The sequence below is a fragment of the Bradyrhizobium sp. UFLA05-89 genome (assembly GCF_059803475.1).
The window spans coordinates 1-17,171 of sequence record NZ_JBANBA010000074.1 but is presented as its reverse complement, the minus strand read 5'-3'; the positions used below and the strand labels follow the sequence as shown (position 1 = coordinate 17,171).

Annotated in this window: 17 protein-coding genes; 8 read left to right on the top strand and 9 right to left on the bottom strand. The window is 63.3% G+C overall.

The window, feature by feature from the left end:
* Window positions 1–380: 380 nt before the first annotated feature.
* A complete protein-coding gene (locus SO139_RS30465; protein ID WP_449383311.1) occupies window positions 381–2,456 on the bottom strand; it encodes a methyl-accepting chemotaxis protein in 2,076 nt (691 codons plus the stop codon).
* Between the two features lie 223 nt (window positions 2,457–2,679).
* On the opposite strand from SO139_RS30465, the gene SO139_RS30460 reads away from it, so the two are divergent.
* The gene (locus tag SO139_RS30460; RefSeq protein WP_449383310.1) at window positions 2,680–3,975 is read left to right on the top strand and encodes a hemolysin family protein; all 1,296 of its coding nucleotides are present in this window, start codon (window positions 2,680–2,682) and stop codon (window positions 3,973–3,975) included.
* A gap of 65 nt (window positions 3,976–4,040) precedes the next feature.
* Here the strand turns inward: SO139_RS30460 and SO139_RS30455 are convergent, their stop codons facing one another.
* The 3 genes from SO139_RS30455 to SO139_RS30445 form a co-directional block, all read right to left on the bottom strand.
* A complete protein-coding gene (locus SO139_RS30455; RefSeq protein ID WP_449383309.1) occupies window positions 4,041–4,325 on the bottom strand; it encodes a hypothetical protein in 285 nt (94 codons plus the stop codon).
* A 75-nt stretch (window positions 4,326–4,400) separates the two neighbouring features.
* Window positions 4,401–6,026 (bottom strand): FMN-binding glutamate synthase family protein, encoded by a 1,626-nt coding sequence (locus SO139_RS30450; RefSeq protein WP_474799623.1) that lies wholly within the window; start codon window positions 6,024–6,026, stop codon window positions 4,401–4,403.
* A gap of 380 nt (window positions 6,027–6,406) precedes the next feature.
* Window positions 6,407–7,180, bottom strand: a complete 774-nt coding sequence (locus tag SO139_RS30445; protein WP_449381179.1) for a ferredoxin--NADP reductase — start codon at window positions 7,178–7,180, stop codon at window positions 6,407–6,409.
* Window positions 7,181–7,548: 368 nt separating this feature from the next.
* On the opposite strand from SO139_RS30445, the gene SO139_RS30440 reads away from it, so the two are divergent.
* Window positions 7,549–8,475, top strand: a complete 927-nt coding sequence (locus SO139_RS30440; protein ID WP_449381178.1) for an ATP-grasp domain-containing protein — start codon at window positions 7,549–7,551, stop codon at window positions 8,473–8,475.
* Window positions 8,476–8,598: 123 nt separating this feature from the next.
* Here the strand turns inward: SO139_RS30440 and SO139_RS30435 are convergent, their stop codons facing one another.
* On the bottom strand, window positions 8,599–8,763 hold the full coding sequence (locus SO139_RS30435; RefSeq protein WP_474799593.1) for a hypothetical protein: 165 nt from the start codon (window positions 8,761–8,763) through the stop codon (window positions 8,599–8,601).
* A 281-nt stretch (window positions 8,764–9,044) separates the two neighbouring features.
* Window positions 9,045–9,308 (bottom strand): hypothetical protein, encoded by a 264-nt coding sequence (locus SO139_RS30430; RefSeq protein WP_449381177.1) that lies wholly within the window; start codon window positions 9,306–9,308, stop codon window positions 9,045–9,047.
* Between SO139_RS30430 and SO139_RS30425 the strand changes: the two genes are divergently transcribed.
* Both SO139_RS30425 and SO139_RS30420 read left to right on the top strand, forming a co-directional pair.
* Complete coding sequence (locus tag SO139_RS30425) at window positions 9,298–10,095, top strand: bestrophin-like domain (RefSeq protein ID WP_449381176.1); 798 nt, start codon at window positions 9,298–9,300, stop codon at window positions 10,093–10,095. The two genes, SO139_RS30430 and SO139_RS30425, sit on opposite strands and share 11 nt — an antisense overlap.
* Window positions 10,096–10,132: 37 nt before the next feature.
* Complete coding sequence (locus SO139_RS30420) at window positions 10,133–10,342, top strand: hypothetical protein (protein WP_449381175.1); 210 nt, start codon at window positions 10,133–10,135, stop codon at window positions 10,340–10,342.
* A gap of 33 nt (window positions 10,343–10,375) precedes the next feature.
* Here the strand turns inward: SO139_RS30420 and SO139_RS30415 are convergent, their stop codons facing one another.
* Window positions 10,376–10,597, bottom strand: coding sequence for a hypothetical protein (locus tag SO139_RS30415; protein WP_449381174.1), 222 nt, complete (start codon window positions 10,595–10,597; stop codon window positions 10,376–10,378).
* Window positions 10,598–10,785: 188 nt separating this feature from the next.
* Here SO139_RS30415 and SO139_RS30410 point away from each other — a divergent pair, with 188 nt between their 5' ends.
* Window positions 10,786–11,019 (top strand): hypothetical protein, encoded by a 234-nt coding sequence (locus SO139_RS30410; RefSeq protein ID WP_474799596.1) that lies wholly within the window; start codon window positions 10,786–10,788, stop codon window positions 11,017–11,019.
* A gap of 391 nt (window positions 11,020–11,410) precedes the next feature.
* Here SO139_RS30410 and SO139_RS30405 read toward each other — a convergent pair whose 3' ends face one another.
* Entirely contained in the window at window positions 11,411–12,328 is a 918-nt protein-coding gene (locus tag SO139_RS30405; RefSeq protein WP_449381173.1) for an amino acid ABC transporter substrate-binding protein, read from the bottom strand.
* A 12-nt stretch (window positions 12,329–12,340) separates the two neighbouring features.
* Window positions 12,341–13,636 carry a dicarboxylate/amino acid:cation symporter gene (locus SO139_RS30400; protein ID WP_449381172.1) on the bottom strand — a complete coding sequence of 432 codons (1,296 nt, stop codon included), beginning with the start codon at window positions 13,634–13,636 and terminating at the stop codon, window positions 12,341–12,343.
* 212 nt (window positions 13,637–13,848) lie between these two features.
* Between SO139_RS30400 and SO139_RS30395 the strand changes: the two genes are divergently transcribed.
* The 3 genes from SO139_RS30395 to SO139_RS30385 form a co-directional block, all read left to right on the top strand.
* Entirely contained in the window at window positions 13,849–14,850 is a 1,002-nt protein-coding gene (locus SO139_RS30395; protein ID WP_449381171.1) for an NADP-dependent oxidoreductase, read from the top strand.
* A 168-nt stretch (window positions 14,851–15,018) separates the two neighbouring features.
* Window positions 15,019–15,825, top strand: a complete 807-nt coding sequence (locus tag SO139_RS30390) for a cysteine rich repeat-containing protein (RefSeq protein ID WP_498541089.1) — start codon at window positions 15,019–15,021, stop codon at window positions 15,823–15,825.
* A gap of 237 nt (window positions 15,826–16,062) precedes the next feature.
* Window positions 16,063–17,171 (top strand): FAD-dependent monooxygenase (locus SO139_RS30385; RefSeq protein ID WP_498541088.1); only part of this gene is annotated, 1,109 nt, incomplete at its 3' end.

Genomic DNA, 17,171 nt, shown 5'->3' with positions numbered 1-17,171 from the left:
TCTTCATCCTATTGCCGTCGCTGCGGCGAAAGCACTTTCCTGAAATGTTGTCGATCGGAGGAGACGGTCAGATCTCCTCCGCCGATCGCGCGCTCGACACGGGCGAATATGGATACGCCCCTGTTAATCAAGGTTTACGCGCAACACATAGACATGGTCTGAAACCGCACCGGATGTGCCACATTGAGAAGGCATCATTAACGCCGGCTAAACGAGTTCCCAGAAACTTGGCCCCGAAAATCCACGCCGGCGCAGGAAAGCGCGCTCGCCTGAGCAACCTGGACGCACCTCGGGCGCGTCGTTGAGATCGATCTCGGCGACCTCCGCGATGCGGGCGCGCCGCCCGGCACCGCGATTTCGCAACAATCGCAAACGTGCCGTTACGCCGCCCGGATCGCATCGAGGAATTTGCCGACCTCGACCTTGAGGCGGCCGCTCTCGCCCGAGAGCGACTTCGCTGCCGCGAGCACGTTGGCGGAGGCCGATCCGGTCTGGCTTGCGCCGTGCTGCACGTCGACGATGTTGACGGAGACTTGCTGGGTGCCGCGCGCCGCCTGCTGCACGTTGCGGGATATTTCGCGCGTTGCGGCGCCCTGCTCCTCGATCGCCGAGGCGATGGCGGAGGCGATCTCGGACATGCGGGTGATGGTGTCGCCGATCGCCTTGATGGCGCCGACGGAATCCTGCGTCGCGGACTGGATGCCGGCGATCTGCTGGCTGATCTCGCCGGTCGCTTTTGCGGTCTGCTCGGCCAGCGCCTTGACCTCGGATGCGACGACCGCGAAGCCGCGCCCGGCCTCGCCGGCGCGCGCCGCTTCGATCGTGGCATTGAGCGCCAGAAGATTGGTCTGGCCTGCGATCTGGCTGATCAGCTCGACGACGTCGCCGATGCGGCCGGCAGCCTTGGCGAGCTCGCCGACATGACCGTTGGTCTGCTCGGCCTGCCGTACCGCCTCGCTGGCGATGCGGGCGGAATCCTGGACCTGACGGCTGATCTCGTCGACCGAGGAGGCCATCTCCTCGGCCGCAGCAGCGACGGTCTGCACGTTGGTGGAAGCCTGCTCGGATGCGGCCGCGACGGTCGCCGTCACCTGCTCCGACTGCTCGGCTGTCCGCGTCAGCGTTCCGGCCGATGCTTCCAGCTCGGTTGAAGCCGACGAGACGGTGTTGACGACGTCACCGATCAGGGCTTCGAACTCGCGGGCGATCTGATCCACGCGCTGGCCGCGCTTGAGCTTCGCCTCCGATTCGACGCCGGCCGCCTCGTCGGCGGCGGCCTTGGCCATCAGCGAATCCTTGAAGTGCTGGAGCGAGCCGGCCACCTGGCCGATCTCGTCCTGGCGCCCGCTCGCGGGAATCTCGACCGCGTGCTTGCCGGCGGCGAGAGCGCCGATCACTTCCGCAAGCTCCGCAAGTGGCCTCACCACGCGGCTGCGCAGCATCACGGTCACGCCGGCGAGCATGCCGAGCAGCACCAGCACCGCGATGCCGGCGAGCGCCAGCATCGCCAGCGCACCGTCACGGACCGCCGAGGCGCGGTCGGCCGCCTCCGCCAGCGCGGCATCTCGCACGCCGAAAAACATCTGGATGGCCGGCACGATGGCATCCGCCAGCTCATCGGTGCTGAGGCCGTACTTGCCGTCGCTCCGCGCCGCGGGCATCGCCTTCTCGACCGCGAGAGCCGCGCGCCCGAAATAGGATTCGGTTGCGTCCCTGAACGCCTTGGCGATGCGGGGCGGATTTCCGAGTTGATCGATGCCGGCCTCAATGCGCTCGCGGTCCGCCTCCACGCGTCCCTGCACGCGGTCCATCAGGGAGAATTCGGCCACCGTCAGCGGGCGGTGGGCGCTGATCGCGGGCGACAGCGTGGCGGCACGGCTACCGGCCGAGACGCGCAAATCCTGCGCCGTGCGGGCCACGTTCAGCAGCGCCGCGAGCGAGGAGTCGGCGCTCACCACCTTCGCCTCGAGCCGGTTCATGATCGGTTCGATGGCGTTGATCACATCGGCGACGCCGGGCAGGAAGCCCTTGATGGCGGCGCCGTCGCGCGCGCTGAGGGGGACACTCATGGCGCGGTCCGCCGCCGCGCGGATTTCTTTCAAGCGGCTCGCGGCCCGGTCGAGAGTCTCGACCAGCGCGGCGCCATCATCCAGAGCAATGATCGCCCGCCTTGCATTCTCGAACGCCGTATCCGCAGCCTTCGCGGCTTTCGCGGTGGCCTCGAGTTGGGCCGGAGTCGCAGGAGCTTCCTGGAAGATCGGCGTGATGTAGGGGGCGCGATAGCCGACGACGTACTGGCTGACCACGAGGATGGCGCCAAAGGCATCGACGGCCTTGATGGCCTGGGAACGGTCGGCATAGACGCGTGTCTGGGGCACCAGCACCTCGGCGCCGAGGATGACCGCGAAGACTGTCACCGACAGCATCGACAGTGCGAAGAGCCTTCCGATCCGCATCCCGATCCCCACAAGCATTACCGTTAATGGCGGGAAAACTAGCCGGGAGACACTAAGGCGCCGTTAAGTAAACACCCCCGCAACAACCGTAGTTCCGCGGAGTGTGCCAGGTCGTAGCTGTTCAATGCCGCTGCAACGCGAGGATGCGATAGAATTCCCGGGCATTCGCCCGCCGAATGCCTATATGACGAGGTAGTGGCCGCATGCCTAACCTGGAACATCGATGCTTTCGCTTGAACTCGCCATCGTCGTTTGCCTCATCGTCGTCAACGGCCTTCTGTCGATGTCCGAGCTGGCGGTCGTCTCGTCGCGCCCGGCCCGCCTGTCGATGCTTGCCGCCAAGGGCGTGCGCGGTGCCGAGCGCGCGCTGGCGCTGGCGTCCGATCCCGGAAAGTTTCTCTCGACGGTGCAGATCGGGATCACGCTGGTTGGCGTGCTGTCAGGCGCGTTCTCGGGCGCGACGCTCGGACAGCGGCTGTCGCAATGGCTGGTCGAACTCGGCCTGTCGGCGGGGATTGCCGACATCGTCGGCGTCGGCATCGTCGTGACCCTCATCACCTACGCGACGCTGATCGTGGGCGAGCTGGTACCCAAGCAGGTGGCGTTGCGCGATCCCGAAAGCATTGCGGTCAAGGTCGCGCCGGTGATGGACTGGCTCGCGAAGATCTCGCTTCCGCTGGTGATCCTGCTCGATCTCTCCGGCAAGCTGATCCTGACGCTGCTCGGCCGCGGCGGCAAGGCGGAGGAAAAGGTTTCTGAGGACGAGATCCATCACCTCGTCAGCGAGGCCGAAAGCGCCGGCGTGCTCGAGCCCGGCGAGAGGGAGATGATCGCGGGTGTGATGCGGCTCGGCGACCGCCCGGTCGGCGCCGTCATGACGCCGCGCACGGAGGTCGACGAGATCGATCTCACCGATGCGCCGGAGACGATCCGCGAGATCATGTCGAAAAGCCCGCATTCGCGCTTTCCCGTCTCCGACGGCGACCGTGACAAGCCGATCGGCGTGCTCCAGGCCAAGGACCTGCTCGTCGCCTATTTGAACGAGCGCACGCCCGATCTGCGCGCGCTGGTGCGCGACGCGCCCGTGATTCCCGCCTCCGCCGATGCGCGCGACGTGCTGGCGATCCTGAAGGCAGCGCCGGTGCATGTTGGCCTCGTCTACGACGAATACGGCGCCTTCGAAGGCGTGGTCACCGCGGCCGATATTCTGGAATCCATCGTCGGCGCGTTCCATTCCGAGGAAGGCCCGCCGGAGCCGGCCTACGTCACGCGCGCGGACGGTTCGCTGCTGATCTCGGGCTGGATGCCGGTCGACGAATTCGGTGAGCTGCTCGGCTTCGAGCTGCCGCCGCATCATCGCTACAACACCGTGGCCGGCCTCGTGCTGCAACATTTCAACGTGCTGCCGAATGTGGGCGACGCCTTCGACCTCGGCGGCTGGCATCTCGAAGTCGTCGATCTCGACGGCCGGCGGATCGACAAGATCCTTGCGAGCCGGAAAAGCGAGCAGGCGACTTGAGCTGCGCGCGCTAATTTCCAGTCGTCATCCCGGGCCGCGCGAGCCCGAAACCCATAACTACAGATTCACTTCTCGCGCTTCTGAGAATGGCCGTTGCGTCTCTCGTTGCCGTCGTCGCTGTTGCTCGCGTCGAGCGCTCGATCCCGCTCACTGTTGCTATCGCCGCCACGGCCCACGGTATCCGATGATGCACCCTCCTCCTTGCGCGGCTCGCGGCCGTAACGCGGGGTGCCGTCCGGGCTCGCGCCGACGACGGCGTGCGACGGGCTTGCGGGATATCCTCCGCCTTGCGCCATCGCCAGGGACGATAGCGCAAGCCAGAGTAACGCGGCCACGCTCGCCGTTCTCATGATCGCCTCCGCTCGATCGAGGGCAATGCAGATCGTGCGTGGGAGTTGCAACGCGCCGACCCGCGAAGCGGGCCCTCACGGAACCGGCTGGAACGAATCCGCCCGTGCCATCCGCCAGGCATCGCGGAAGCGGGGGTCCTCGGTGCCTTCGAGCAGCTCCCCCGGCCGCAGCGCCGGATAGAGCTGCGCGAACGACTTCACCTCGGTGGTCGAGGTGCGCTGGGTGAAGTGGATCGGGCGCAACTCCTGCGGATGCTCGAGGCCCGCTGCGGCGATCAGCTCGGACAGCGAGTGCAGCGTCGCATGGTGATAGTTATGGACGCGGTCGATCTTGAGCGGCACGTAGAGCGCACGCGCACGCGTCGGGTCCTGCGTGGCAACGCCGGTCGGGCAGCGGTCGGTGTGGCAGCTCAGGGACTGGATGCAGCCGAGCGAGAACATGAAGCCACGCGCCGAATTGCACCAGTCGGCGCCGATCGCCATGGCTCGCGCCATGTCGAAGGCAGTCGCAACCTTGCCCGACGCGCCGATCTTGATGCGGTTGCGCGCGTTGATGCCGACCAGCGCATTGTGCACGAAGTTGACGCCCTCGCGCATCGGCATGCCCAGATGATCCATGAACTCGAGCGGCGCGGCGCCGGTGCCGCCTTCATTGCCGTCGACGACGATGAAGTCCGGATAGATGCCGGTCTCCAGCATCGCCTTGCAGATCGCCAGGAACTCCCAGGTGTGGCCGATGCACAGCTTGAAGCCGGCAGGCTTGCCGCCGGAGAGCTTTCGCATCTCGGCGACGAATTGCATCATCCCGATCGGGGTGGAGAAGGCGCGATGCGAGGCCGGCGAAATGCAGTCCTCGCCCATGCCCACGCCGCGGATCTTTGAAATCTCTTCGGAGACCTTGGCAGCCGGCAGAACACCGCCGTGACCGGGCTTGGCGCCCTGGCTGATCTTGAGCTCGACCATCTTGATCTGGTCTTCGGTCGCGACGCGCGCGAACGCGTCCGGATCGAAGGTGCCATCGAGATGACGGCAGCCGAAATAGCCCGAGCCGATCTCCCAGATGATGTCGCCGCCCATCTCGCGGTGATAGGGGCTGACCCCGCCCTCACCGGTGTCGTGCGCGAAGCCGCCTCTCTTGGCGCCGGCATTGAGCGCGCGAACGGCGTTGGGGCTGAGCGCACCAAAGCTCATGGCCGAGATGTTGAATACCGATGCGGAGTAAGGCTTCGCGCAGTCCGGGCCGCCGATCGTGATACGGAATTTCTCATCGGACCGCGTCTTCGGCGAGACCGAGTGATGCATCCATTCATAACCCTCGCGATAGACATCCTCCTGTGTGCCGAAGGGCCGCTTGTCGAGCTGCATCTTGGCGCGCTGGTAAACCACCGCGCGGGTATCGCGCGAGAACGGCATGCCGTCCTTCTCGCTCTCGAAGAAATACTGCCGCATCTCCGGGCGGATTTCTTCGAGCAGGAAGCGCATATGTGCCGAGATCGGGTAGTTGCGCAGGACCGCGTGGCCCTTTTGCAGGAGATCGCGGACGCCGAGCAGCGTGAGGCCGCCGAAGATCACGATGGGAATGATCAGGATGTCGAAAATCTTGCGATCGGCGATGCCGAAGCCGATCAGGAGAGCGGTGACGACCGCGCAGATCGTCAGCACGATGAAGCGCGGCGAGAATGGAAGCAGCAGGGTCTCCATGGTCCCCTGCTCCAGGGCCCCACGGACCGATTTCGGCGCTTTGCTATTTTCGTCGGCCACGATCACATCCTCTCATCGAAACGACGGGGCATGATACGCCCGCGTCCCGTTTACGGATATGACGCGGCTTCTGTTTCAGGCTACCGAATTCGACCAGCGCAAATCAATCCGCAGGGTGGGCGGGCTGCTGCAGTGCAATAGACGGGATCCATAATCACAGGGAGTGGTTTGGCGAAGACCCGCAACCACCATCTCGCGCCACAACTCCCGCCTGGGCTTTGGGCCCCGGGCTCGCGCGGAGCCTGTCATCGGGCCGCGCGTCGCGCGGACCCGGTGGCGCGTCCCGGGATGACGATGGGTAGGATCGCGCCGCGCGGAGATCAGCGCTCCACGAAGGCCTTTTCGATCACGAAATGGCCGGGCTCGCTACCGGAGCCTTCGGTGAAGCCGCGACCTTCGAACATGCCGCGGAGCTCTTCGAGCATCGCCGGGCTGCCGCACATCATGATGCGGTCGGTCGCGATGTCGAGCGGGACCTGGCCGATGTCGTTGAAAAGCTGCTCGGAGTTGATGAGGTCGGTGATGCGGCCACGGTTCCGGAACGGCTCGCGGGTCACGGTCGGATAGTAGACGAGCTTCTCGGAGAGCATCGGCCCGAACAATTCGTCATCGCGCAAAGTCGCGACGAGCTGCTCGCCATAGGCGAGTTCCGAGACCTGGCGACAACCGTGAACCAGCACGATGGTCTCGAACCGGTCATAGACGTCGGGGTCCTTGATCAGGCTCGCGAACGGCGCAAGGCCGGTGCCGGTCGACAGCAGGAGAAGCCGCTTGCCGGGAATCAGGTTGTCGGCAACGAGCGTTCCGGTCGCCTTGCGGCCGACCAGGATGGTGTCGCCTTCCTTGATCTTCTGGAGGCGCGAGGTGAGCGGGCCGTCCTGAACCTTGATCGAGAAGAACTCGAGCTCCTCCTCGTGATTGGCGCTCGCCATGCTGTAGGCGCGCAGCAACGGACGGCCGTCCACTTCGAGGCCGATCATCGCGAACTGGCCGTTCTGGAACCGGAAACCGGTGTCGCGAGTGGCACGGAAGCTGAACAGGGTATCGGTCCAGTGCTGGACGGAGAGGACCTTCTCTCGATAAAACGCGCTCATGTGTTTCGATATTCCGAATCTATACGGTTTTGAACAAAAGCGTTGCCCGGCCCCTTCAACGTGGGGCGAACACCACTGTCATGGCGGATGATTTCGCGTCTCTGATTTACGGCATTGAGGTCAATAATCAACCTCGTTCGCGCAGCAATTGATGCCGATCAAACTGGCATTTCCCGTTGATTTGTCAGGATAATTAACGATTTTCTCTTTTCAGGCCGCATCGCAGCAATTTCTTTGCCCAAATGGCCCGCAAGGCAGCACTTAATTTCCGTTTCGCTCGCGAGAAATTCATTAAGAATAGCTCTGCTTTTGGCCATGGCAGACCGCCGATTCCGGCATGAAGCGACTTTTTTGGCGGGACAAGCACGATGCCAAGCAATGAACGGATATTCGTCCAGGCAATACGAAGCTATTGCGCGCGGCATGGGATCGCCATCGACGTGCGCGCGGAAGGCTGGCTGATCGCGATGGGCTGGGGCGAGACCCGCCGCTTCGCCTTCGGCTACGATATCGGTCTCAACAGCGCGATTGCGCATCGCCTCGCCAACGACAAGTCGGCGACATCGGAGGTGCTCGCCCTGACGGGCGTGCCCGCTATCGCCCATCACCTCTTTCTCAACCCGACGCTGGGGGAGCACGTCGTTGGACCGCGCTGGTGGGAAGCGATGCTTCGGCTCGTGATGCAGAACCCGCAAGGGCTGGTGGTGAAGCCCAACGAGGGCACGGCAGGCCGGTCAGTTCTCAAGGTAACGAGCAGCGCCGAACTCGAACGCGCCGTGAGCGAGATCTTCGCGATGAGCCTCGGCCTCGTGATCGCGCCCTATGTCGAGATCGAGGACGAGGTCCGGGTCGTTCTCCTCGATAAGACACCGCTCGTGGTCTACCGCAAGGAGCGGCCGTCGGTGGTCGGCGACGGCGTGCAGACGCTGCGCGAACTGGCGGGCACGATGCCCAAGGTGAAGCTGGATGATCTCGACGCGCATGCGCTCGACACCGTCGTGCCGAACGGCGAGCGGCGCGTCCTCACCTGGCGTCACAATCTCGATGCCGGCGCAAAGCCTGTCCTCATCGAGGGTGGCGAGACGCGTCGGGTGTGCGCAAAGCTCGCCATCGACGCCGCTGGCGCCATCGGCATCACCTTCGCATCCATCGACCTCGTCCGTGTCGACGGCGCGTGGCAGGTGCTCGAGATCAACTCCGGCGTGATGATGGAGGTGCTGGGGAAACTGTATCCGGACCTGGTGCAGGCGACGTACGACGCGGCGCTGGATCGGGTGTTTGGGAGAGAAGGCTGAGCGCTACGCACTCGCTGCCATCCCTTCTCCCCTTAAATCAATTAAAACAACAACGTCGACCGTCTGTGTCTACCGTTGTATCCCGATCCGACGGAGCTGTGAAAAGGCCGCTGAACCCTTCAGTTAGGGCTCGTGTTTGCCGGTGTGCGTTGATCGGATACCCCGGCGCAGCGCTTCCAAAGCGATGCGGGCGTGGCGCGCAGCCTCGTGATTGCCTGCTTTCTCGATGTGCTCGATCGCCCACATCAAGTATTGCATGGCGGTCTCGGCAGGAGGGTCAGGGGTCATTGAGGCTATCGGGGCCGCGTCGTTGGGATTGGCGTTCTACATCACGCAGTCTGTACACCTCCCGTCTCTTTAGACGAGAATAGGCGATTTCGGATATAGCAACAGTGCTTGGTTGCCATTCTTTCCTGGCACCGTAGTTCCACGCTGCTCCGGTTGAGTATTCTGCTACATTTACTCCGCGAGGCCCCAGCGACCACGGATGGTCTCGCCCTCGCTTCCTCCCGGGGTTCTACGTTTCGGAACCTGCTCCCCGCCCTTTGCTCATCTTTCCCGTCTGCAACTTACCCATCTTTAAGTTGGACGCTGGTCGGTGAAATGCTCGAAGCCGAGGTGGCAACGGAGAGAAGGAAGCTGCGATAGACACTCCCGCACGCTTTTCGCGACATGGAAAGCTCTGTCCAAAAGTGAACAAAACGCACTTGCGAGCTTCGCGCCGGGCTCTTGGTATCAAGCCGGTCGTCATCGAATTCCATGCTTTTGCCAAGAGCTTTGGTCACCAATAGCGCCGGAGTTCCAGAATGGAAATCGCGCGCAATGATCTTCATGTTTTTTGCCGTAGCGATCGCGGCCGTGTTCTTCGTTGGCTCGATGATTTCTCTGAACTTCGGCCGCCGCCTGGGTTTGCGCTATCGCAAGCATACAAACGGCGAAAGCACCGCTGGCCTGTCAACGGTCGAAGGAGCCATCTTCGGTTTGATGGGTCTGCTGCTTGCTTTCACCATTTCGGGCGCTCTGCAACGATTTGACGACCGGCGGCAGTTGGTACTTCAAGAAACGACGGCGGTGGCTGCCGCATATGACCGGACAGGTCTCTTCGAGAGAGATACGGCCCACGAACTCAGAAGCAAGCTCAAAGATTACGTCCGTGCTCGCGTGGACCTCTACCGCATGCAACACGATTTCTTGCTCTGGAAGAGGATGGAGGATTTCTCCCGCGAGCAGCAGAGCCAACTGGTGCAGTTGAAAGAAGGCCTTTGGAATGCGGCGTTGGCGGCTTGCCCGAAGAGCGATTACCAACCCGCCTGCTCATTGACCTTACCTGCATTGAACACCGCGTTTGAAATCGCCCGCCTCCGAGCGGGTGCTGCGGAAAAGCACCCACCGCAAATCATATACCTAATGCTCTTTGGGCTTGGCTTGGGCTGTTCGTTGTTGGCCGGGTTCGGCATGGCGGCGAGCGCGGCTCGAAGCTGGGTGCATATGATCCTGTTCGCCGGTGTTCTGACGGTCGCTCTCTACATCGTCACGGACATGGAATATCCACGGCTAGGTCTCATTCGGATTGAGAGCTTCGATCATTTTCTCGCGGATGCCTATGATCAGATGCGTTGAAGGATCATGGGGATCCTCTGGGGCGAGGAGGCTGGATATGGCAGGTGCCGCAGACCGCGATCCCCGACACCATACGCAGAAGATGCAGAAGGCCCTTCGGGATATCCGGAACCATCTGCGCGAAGACATTCAGAAGTTCGACGAACCGCAGTTGAAGGCGATGTTCGAGACATCCGCCGAGGTCTTGAGCGGGCTCGAGAAGGCTTTCAAGGACTACGAACAGAAGAACGAAAAAGCCTGGCGCTGACAGAACTCGGCGCCGCGACACCTGCGGCGGGCCTCATTCCTTGTTTTCACGAAACGCTCTGACCTCGGTTCGGATGGATGCACTCTCGAAGACGGCCCGACGAAGTTCCCGTCGCTCGAAATCGTTATCCGCATGAAGCAAGCGGCAACGGCGTTGGAGGTCACGGCTTTCCTCGATAGCAAGCCGGGCGCGTTCGAACAGTGGATCGGTCATGTTTCGGACAATGATCGCGTCGCGAGCTAGTTGCCATTGCATAAGCTAATCCGCTTGGCATTGTACGAAGCAGCGGCCTCAGTGCACTTTTCCCGTCAACGGGTTCCTCGACCGGCAACCATTCTCTGATCGGTGCGTTGTTTCGCATCACCGGCTCGGCTTTGCCCGTGGGCGTCGGTGGCTGAGAGACCAGTAGCGCTCCCGCCTGCATAGGATAGGGAGCGCCGCCGATGGCCGATGCGCTAGAGGACGCCGACAGGCTGATTACCCGTGCCGCGGCGGCAATCTCGGAAGCCAGGCGACTAATCGAGGAAAGCCGCGAGTTGCATCAACGGGCCGAGGTTCGGCTGAGACGCTTGTATTTCCGCGCCAGCTTCCACCCCAAGACCATTAAGCTCCTTTCGCCGCTGGATTTTCCTGATCGGCGACAACCTTATCGGGCGTCTTCGGCCCTGGGCGATTGAGCCGCGCAATCTGGCACTCCGGCGCGTGGGCCCTCTGCGCGCGAGACTGCCCACTTCGCGCAACTTCTTCGCGCGAGCGACTCGCAGTCGCCAGAACCGCGCGTTCCATAAGCGCGCCTGCACGATGCATTCGTAGACCTGGCGCTGGATCAGCTCGCTATCCCGAATGGCCCTGTCCGCGCGTTTTAGTAGTTCGTCCATACGCCGATAATCGGTGCGGGGCGAATCGTTCCTAAAAATTGAGAAGGTTTGTGAACCGGTCTTCTGCGGCCTACCGGTTTTTCGCAGGCAATTTTGGCAACAACCGACTTCGCTTCGCGAAGTTACCCTCTTCCAAAAGGGGAGAGGGTGCAGCCGGATTGCGGCCCGATCATTCCGCAGCGCAAGCGCGCTAATTGTTTGCCCCCGGCGAATCGTCCATGGCCTTGAAGGCTTCCTCGAGTTGCAACGAGATCGGCACGTTGAGCCTTTCGCCGGTCGGAAGCCGTGCCACGAACCATTTGTTGTAGAGCGGGACGAGGTCGTGGTTGGAGCCGAGCTTGCGGAAGGTGCGCTCGACCACGGCTGAGAGCTGCGGCTCGCCCTTGCGGAACATGATGCCGTAGGGGTCGTAGGACAAATAATCGCCGGTGACGCGGAACTTGTCCTGCGCCTTGTGGCGCACGATCAGGCCGTAGAGCAGGATGTCGTCGGTCGCGAACGCGTCGGCCTTGCCGTCCGCCAATATCTGGAACGACTGCTCGTGATCGGGCGAGGCGATGATGTTCAGGCCGAGCGAGAACTTCTTGTCGACCGCATGCATCGCCTGCTCATTGGTGGTGCCCTTGGTGACCACCACCGTCTTGCCCTTGAGGTCGGCGACGGCAGACACGTTGGATGCCTTCGGCACCATCAGCTTGGTGCCGGCAACGAACATCAGCGGTGAGAACGCGACGCGTTTGCCGCGTTCGGCATTGGCCGTGGTCGAGCCGCATTCGAGGTCGATCTTGTTCTGAAGCACGGCATCGATGCGGTCGTCCGAGGTGACCTTGACGTACTCGATCTTGAGATCGGGATCGTCGACCTCGACGCCGATCTCCTCAACGATCGCCTCGCAGAGCTCGAGGCTGTAGCCGATCGGCCGGCCCGCCTGGTCGAGGAAGGAGAACGGCGGCGAGCTTTCGCGATAGCCGAGCCGCACGACGTGACTGTTCTTGATGGCTGAGAGCGTGGGGCTGAGCCCTTCGCTGCCACCGATCTGCCCCGAGGCGCCGGTTGCCAGCGCGCATGCCAGCAACAGGCCCGCCGATATCGCCGATGTCAGGCGCATGACGCGCTCCTGTCAGTGGCCGGCCATCGCGGGCACTTCGCCGGGTACCATGTCCGGCGTGGGCGCCTCGCCCGGTCCGAGCGCATGCTCGGGCCCGAGCTCGCCTTCCCACTTCGCGACCACGGCGGTGGCGAGCGAATTACCGATCACGTTGGTGGCGCTGCGCCCCATGTCGAGGAAGGTGTCGATGCCCATGATCATCAACAGGCCCGCCTCGGGGATGCCGAACTGGGAAAGCGTCGATGCGATCACCACGAGCGAGGCACGTGGCACGCCGGCGACGCCCTTGGAGGTGATCATCAGGGTTGCGAGCATCGCGAGCTGGGTCGCGAGCGACATCTCGATGTGATAGGTCTGCGCGATGAAGATGCTGGCGAAGGTGCAGTACATCATCGTGCCGTCGAGGTTGAAGGAGTAGCCGAGCGGCAGTACGAAGCTCGATATGCGCGAGGAGGCGCCGAACTTGGTCAGGCCCTCCAGCGTCTTCGGATAGGCGGCCTCCGAGCTCGCGGTCGAGAACGCGATCATCAATGGCTCGCGGATCAGCCGCAGCAGATGGGCGTAGCGCGGTCCGATCGCGACGAAGCCGACGACGACCAGGATGGCCCACAGGATCAGCAGCGACAGGTAGAAGCCGCCCATGAACACGACGAGCTTCCACAGCACGAGGAGACCGTTCTTGGCGACGGTGGCGGTGATCGCGGCCCAGACCGCGAGCGGCGCGAACAGCATCACATAGCTCGTCACCTTCAGCATGATGTGGGAAATGTCGTCGATCAGGCTGAGGATCGGCTTCGAGCGCTCAGGCATGGCGCCCATCGCCACCGAGAAGAACACGGCGAAGATCACGATCTGCAGGATCTCGTTCTGCGCCATCGCGTCCGCGATCGAGGTCGGGATCAGATGGGTCAGGAATTTCTCGATCGAGAAGGCCGAGACGGGCAATCCCGTCGACTGCCCCTTCTCCGGCAGCGTTCCGGGGAAGTTCGCGCCGGGCTGGAGCAGGTTGACCATCACGAGGCCGAGCAGCAGCGACACGAAGGAGGCGCTGACGAACCAGCCCATGGTCTTGGCGAAGATGCGCCCGAGCCTTGCACCCGAACCCATATGTGCGATGCCGCCGACCAGGGTCGCGAACACCAGCGGCGCGATGATCATCTTGATCAGGCGCAGGAACATCATGGCGATCAGGTTGATCGAGGAGGCCCACTCGGCACGGGTGTCGGGCATGAAATTGTAGATCGCCGACCCCACGATGATGCCCAGCACCATCGCGACCAGAATGTATTGCGTAAACCTGTTCGACATCGCTTACCCCCACGTACACCGGCGCTTCACAGTGTCGCAGATTTTGACAGCGACGCAACACGCTTGGCGAGCGCTCGCGTTGGCCGGATGTTCCCGTTGTGAAAAAGGGTGGAGCGATCTAGCTTTCACGCAGCGCACAACGGATGCGGCTTGCATGATTTCTGCGCGGCACCTGCATCAATAAAAGTCAAACAATTGAAGAGGGGACTACCATGAGCGGGACCGTCAATCGCCAGATCCTCCTGGTCGAGAAGCCGAGCGGCAAGCTCGGACCGGAGCATTTCAAGATGGTCGAGGGCGCCGTGCCGGAGCCGAAGGACGGCGAGGCGCTGTTGCGCGTGCGCTACATCTCGCTCGATGCCGCCAACCGTGCCTGGATGCATGGCGCGACCTATCGTTCGGCGGTCGAGGCCAACAGCGTGATGGCCGGCGGCGCCATCGCCGAGGTCGTCAGCTCAAAGGCAGCGGGGATCGCAGCCGGCGACATCGTGTTCGGCGATACCGGCTGGCAGGACTACGCCGCGGTGCCCGCAAAGCATCTCACGAAAATGCCGAAGCTCGAGCCGCTGACGCATCTGCTCAGCGTGTTCGGCATCGCCGGCCTCACCGCCTATTTCGGCCTGCTGGAGATCGGCAAGCCCAAGGAAGGCGAGACGGTCGTTGTCTCGGCCGCCGCGGGCTCGGTCGGATCGATCGTCGGACAGATCGCCAAGATCAGGGGATGTCGCGTGATCGGAATTGCCGGCGGCGCAGACAAATGCAACTGGCTCACAGCGGAACTCGGCTTCGATGCCGCGGTCGACTACAAGGACGGCGCGGTGTTCAAGGCGCTGCGCGCGGCTGCACCTGATGGCGTTGACGTCTATTTCGACAATGTCGGCGGCGACATTCTGGAAGCCTGCCTGCCACAGATGAACAATTACGGCCGCATCGCCTGCTGCGGTGCAATCTCGCAATATGACCGCGCGCCGTCCGCGCATGGCCCGCGCGGCGTGCCCGGCTTGATCGTGGTGAAGCGGCTCGTGATGCAGGGCTTCATCGTGACGGACTATATGAGCCGGAGCCAGCACGCGCTCGCCGACCTGCAAGCCTGGGTCAAGTCGGGACAGTTGAAGGTGCAGGAGGACATCATAGACGGCCTGGAGAACACGCCGCGGGCGTTGATCGGATTGCTTGCGGGCGAGAACCGCGGCAAGCGTATGGTCAAGCTCTGACGATGTTGTCCCGCCACATTCGGCGGGCACAATCTACTTGCGGTAGATGCCAAAGCGGCCAATGATGCCGTGCGCGAGATAGCCCTCGCGCCGATTGCGATCATATGACTTTTTTCGAAGCTCCGATTTTCAAGGCATGGGCTTCACCAAGGGCAGGAATTGGCGCAAATGTTCAATAGCTCTGGAATTGTCGCAACGCGCAGCGCGTTGCTGGCGGCGGCTCTCTTCGCAACTGCAGCACCGATCTTCGCGCAGGCCCCGACCGACGCACAGAAGAGTGCGATCCGGTCCGCATGCCGGGCCGACTATCAGGCGCATTGCGCGAGCGTGACGCCGGGCGGTGCCGAGGCACTGCAGTGCCTGAACAAGAACATGCCGAGCCTGTCGTCGGCCTGCCAGAGCGCGGTGCGCGCGATCGAACCGGCGGCTGCGCCGAAGACCGAAGCCGCACCGGCCGCACCGAAGGCTGAATCGGCGCCTGCCGCCGAACCCGCCAAAACGCCCGCCACGACCGAAGCACCCAAAGCCGAGGCGCCCAAAGCTGCCGCGGCCAGGCAGCCGAGCAGCGCACAGGTCTCCGCGATCAAGAGTGCCTGCCGCTCCGACTATCCAAAAGTCTGCGCCGGCGTGCCGCCTGGCGGCGCGCCCGCGCTCGAATGCCTGGAGAAGAACAAGGCGAGGGTCTCGCCCGCCTGCGCAAAAGCGGTGAGCGCCGCGACCGGCGGTGGCGGCGCGTCAGCCGCCGCAGCGCCCACGGGCGCGGCTCCCGCGGCAGCGCCGGCGGTCATCGTCCTGCGGCCGTTGCGGCCGCGCGAAGAGCTGCTCATCGTGCGTTCGGCATGCGGCGGCGACGTCCGCACGCTGTGCGCAGGTGTGGCGCCGGGCGGCGGCCGCATCGCGCAATGCCTCGCGACCAATGCCGGCTCGCTGTCACCCGCCTGCAAGGAGGTCCTTGCCCCCTTCGCTGCGCGCTAGGATCGCGCTAGGATCGCACAACGCCGCGCATGGCCAGTTCCGCGCGGCGATGTCTGGCGGCGTGCGCAGTCGCTGACACCACAGAGAGGTTGCTGACTCTTCGATTTTGATCACGACAAGACCGGGAGGAGGAACGAACGCATGGCCCTTGTCGATCATTGCTCTGGCGCTGCGGACCAGAGCAGATCTAGCCCCTAGCTCGAATAGCAAGAATACTTTCAATCAGGGAGGACGACGTTGCGGATCGCCGTGATCGGCGGGGGGCCTGGCGGGCTCTACTTCGCCTATCTCTGGAAGAAGCGTCACCCCGACGACCAGGTCGACCTGTTCGAGCAGAACCCGGCCGACGCGACCTGGGGCTTTGGCGTGGTGTTCTCGGACGAGGCGCTGGAGTTCCTGCGCGCGGACGACCCCGAGACGGTCGACGCCATCGCGCCGCACATGGAGAGTTGGGAGAACATCACGCTGAATCTGGGCGCGGACAGCGTCGCCATCGACGGCGTCGGCTTTTCCTCGATCGGACGGCTCGATCTTCTGAAATTCCTCCAGCAGCGCGCGCTCGATGCCGGCGTCACACCGCGCTTCGACACGCAGATCCATTCCATCGATCAGCTCAACGGCCATGATCTGATCGTCGCCGCCGACGGGCTCAACTCGCTGGTGCGTCGCTCGTACGAGGGCGATTTCGGCACCTCGCTGTCCTACTCCTCCAACAAGTTCGTCTGGTACGGCACCTCGAAACGCTTCGACACGCTGTCACAGACCTTCGTGAAGACCGATCGCGGCGCCTTCAACGCCCATCACTACCGCTACTCGCCGACCATGAGCACCTTCCTGGTCGAGTGCGACCATGCCACCTGGCAGGCCTACGGTTTCGCCTACAAGGACCTCGAGCAGTCAAAAGGCGTCTGCGAGGAGGTCTTTGCCGATACGCTCGGCGGTCACTGTCTGGTCTCCAACAAATCGGTCTGGCGCAATTTCCCCTGGGTCTGGAACGAGCACTGGTCGTTCAAGAACATGGTGCTGATCGGCGACGCGCTGCACTCGGCGCATTTCTCGATCGGCTCAGGCACGCGGCTCGCGATCGAGGACGCAATCTCGCTGGTGAAGGCGCTGGAATCCGACGCGCATCTTGCAACCGCGCTGCACCGCTACCAGGCCGAGCGCAAACCAATCGTGCAAAAGCTCGTCAGCGCCGCGCGCACCTCGGCCGGCTGGTACGAGCACTTTGCCGAACACATGAAGCTCGACCTGATGGAATTTGCCTATAGCTACATCACCCGCTCCGGGCGGATCGACGATGCGCGCCTGCGCCATATGTCGCCGGCCTTCATGGCGCGCTACGA

Bases quoted from the DNA above. Each gene is read 5' to 3' on its own strand.
- SO139_RS30465 (WP_449383311.1), bottom strand. From the start codon at position 2,456: ATGCGGATCGGAAGGCTCTTCGCACTGTCGATGCTGTCGGTGACAGTC.
- SO139_RS30460 (WP_449383310.1), top strand. From the start codon at position 2,680: ATGCTTTCGCTTGAACTCGCCATCGTCGTTTGCCTCATCGTCGTCAAC.
- SO139_RS30455 (WP_449383309.1), bottom strand. From the start codon at position 4,325: ATGAGAACGGCGAGCGTGGCCGCGTTACTCTGGCTTGCGCTATCGTCC.
- SO139_RS30450 (WP_474799623.1), bottom strand. From the start codon at position 6,026: ATGGAGACCCTGCTGCTTCCATTCTCGCCGCGCTTCATCGTGCTGACG.
- SO139_RS30445 (WP_449381179.1), bottom strand. From the start codon at position 7,180: ATGAGCGCGTTTTATCGAGAGAAGGTCCTCTCCGTCCAGCACTGGACC.
- SO139_RS30440 (WP_449381178.1), top strand. From the start codon at position 7,549: ATGCCAAGCAATGAACGGATATTCGTCCAGGCAATACGAAGCTATTGC.
- SO139_RS30435 (WP_474799593.1), bottom strand. From the start codon at position 8,763: ATGACCCCTGACCCTCCTGCCGAGACCGCCATGCAATACTTGATGTGG.
- SO139_RS30425 (WP_449381176.1), top strand. From the start codon at position 9,298: ATGATCTTCATGTTTTTTGCCGTAGCGATCGCGGCCGTGTTCTTCGTT.
- SO139_RS30430 (WP_449381177.1), bottom strand. From the start codon at position 9,308: ATGAAGATCATTGCGCGCGATTTCCATTCTGGAACTCCGGCGCTATTG.
- SO139_RS30420 (WP_449381175.1), top strand. From the start codon at position 10,133: ATGGCAGGTGCCGCAGACCGCGATCCCCGACACCATACGCAGAAGATG.
- SO139_RS30415 (WP_449381174.1), bottom strand. From the start codon at position 10,597: ATGCAATGGCAACTAGCTCGCGACGCGATCATTGTCCGAAACATGACC.
- SO139_RS30410 (WP_474799596.1), top strand. From the start codon at position 10,786: ATGGCCGATGCGCTAGAGGACGCCGACAGGCTGATTACCCGTGCCGCG.
- SO139_RS30405 (WP_449381173.1), bottom strand. From the start codon at position 12,328: ATGCGCCTGACATCGGCGATATCGGCGGGCCTGTTGCTGGCATGCGCG.
- SO139_RS30400 (WP_449381172.1), bottom strand. From the start codon at position 13,636: ATGTCGAACAGGTTTACGCAATACATTCTGGTCGCGATGGTGCTGGGC.
- SO139_RS30395 (WP_449381171.1), top strand. From the start codon at position 13,849: ATGAGCGGGACCGTCAATCGCCAGATCCTCCTGGTCGAGAAGCCGAGC.
- SO139_RS30390 (WP_498541089.1), top strand. From the start codon at position 15,019: ATGTTCAATAGCTCTGGAATTGTCGCAACGCGCAGCGCGTTGCTGGCG.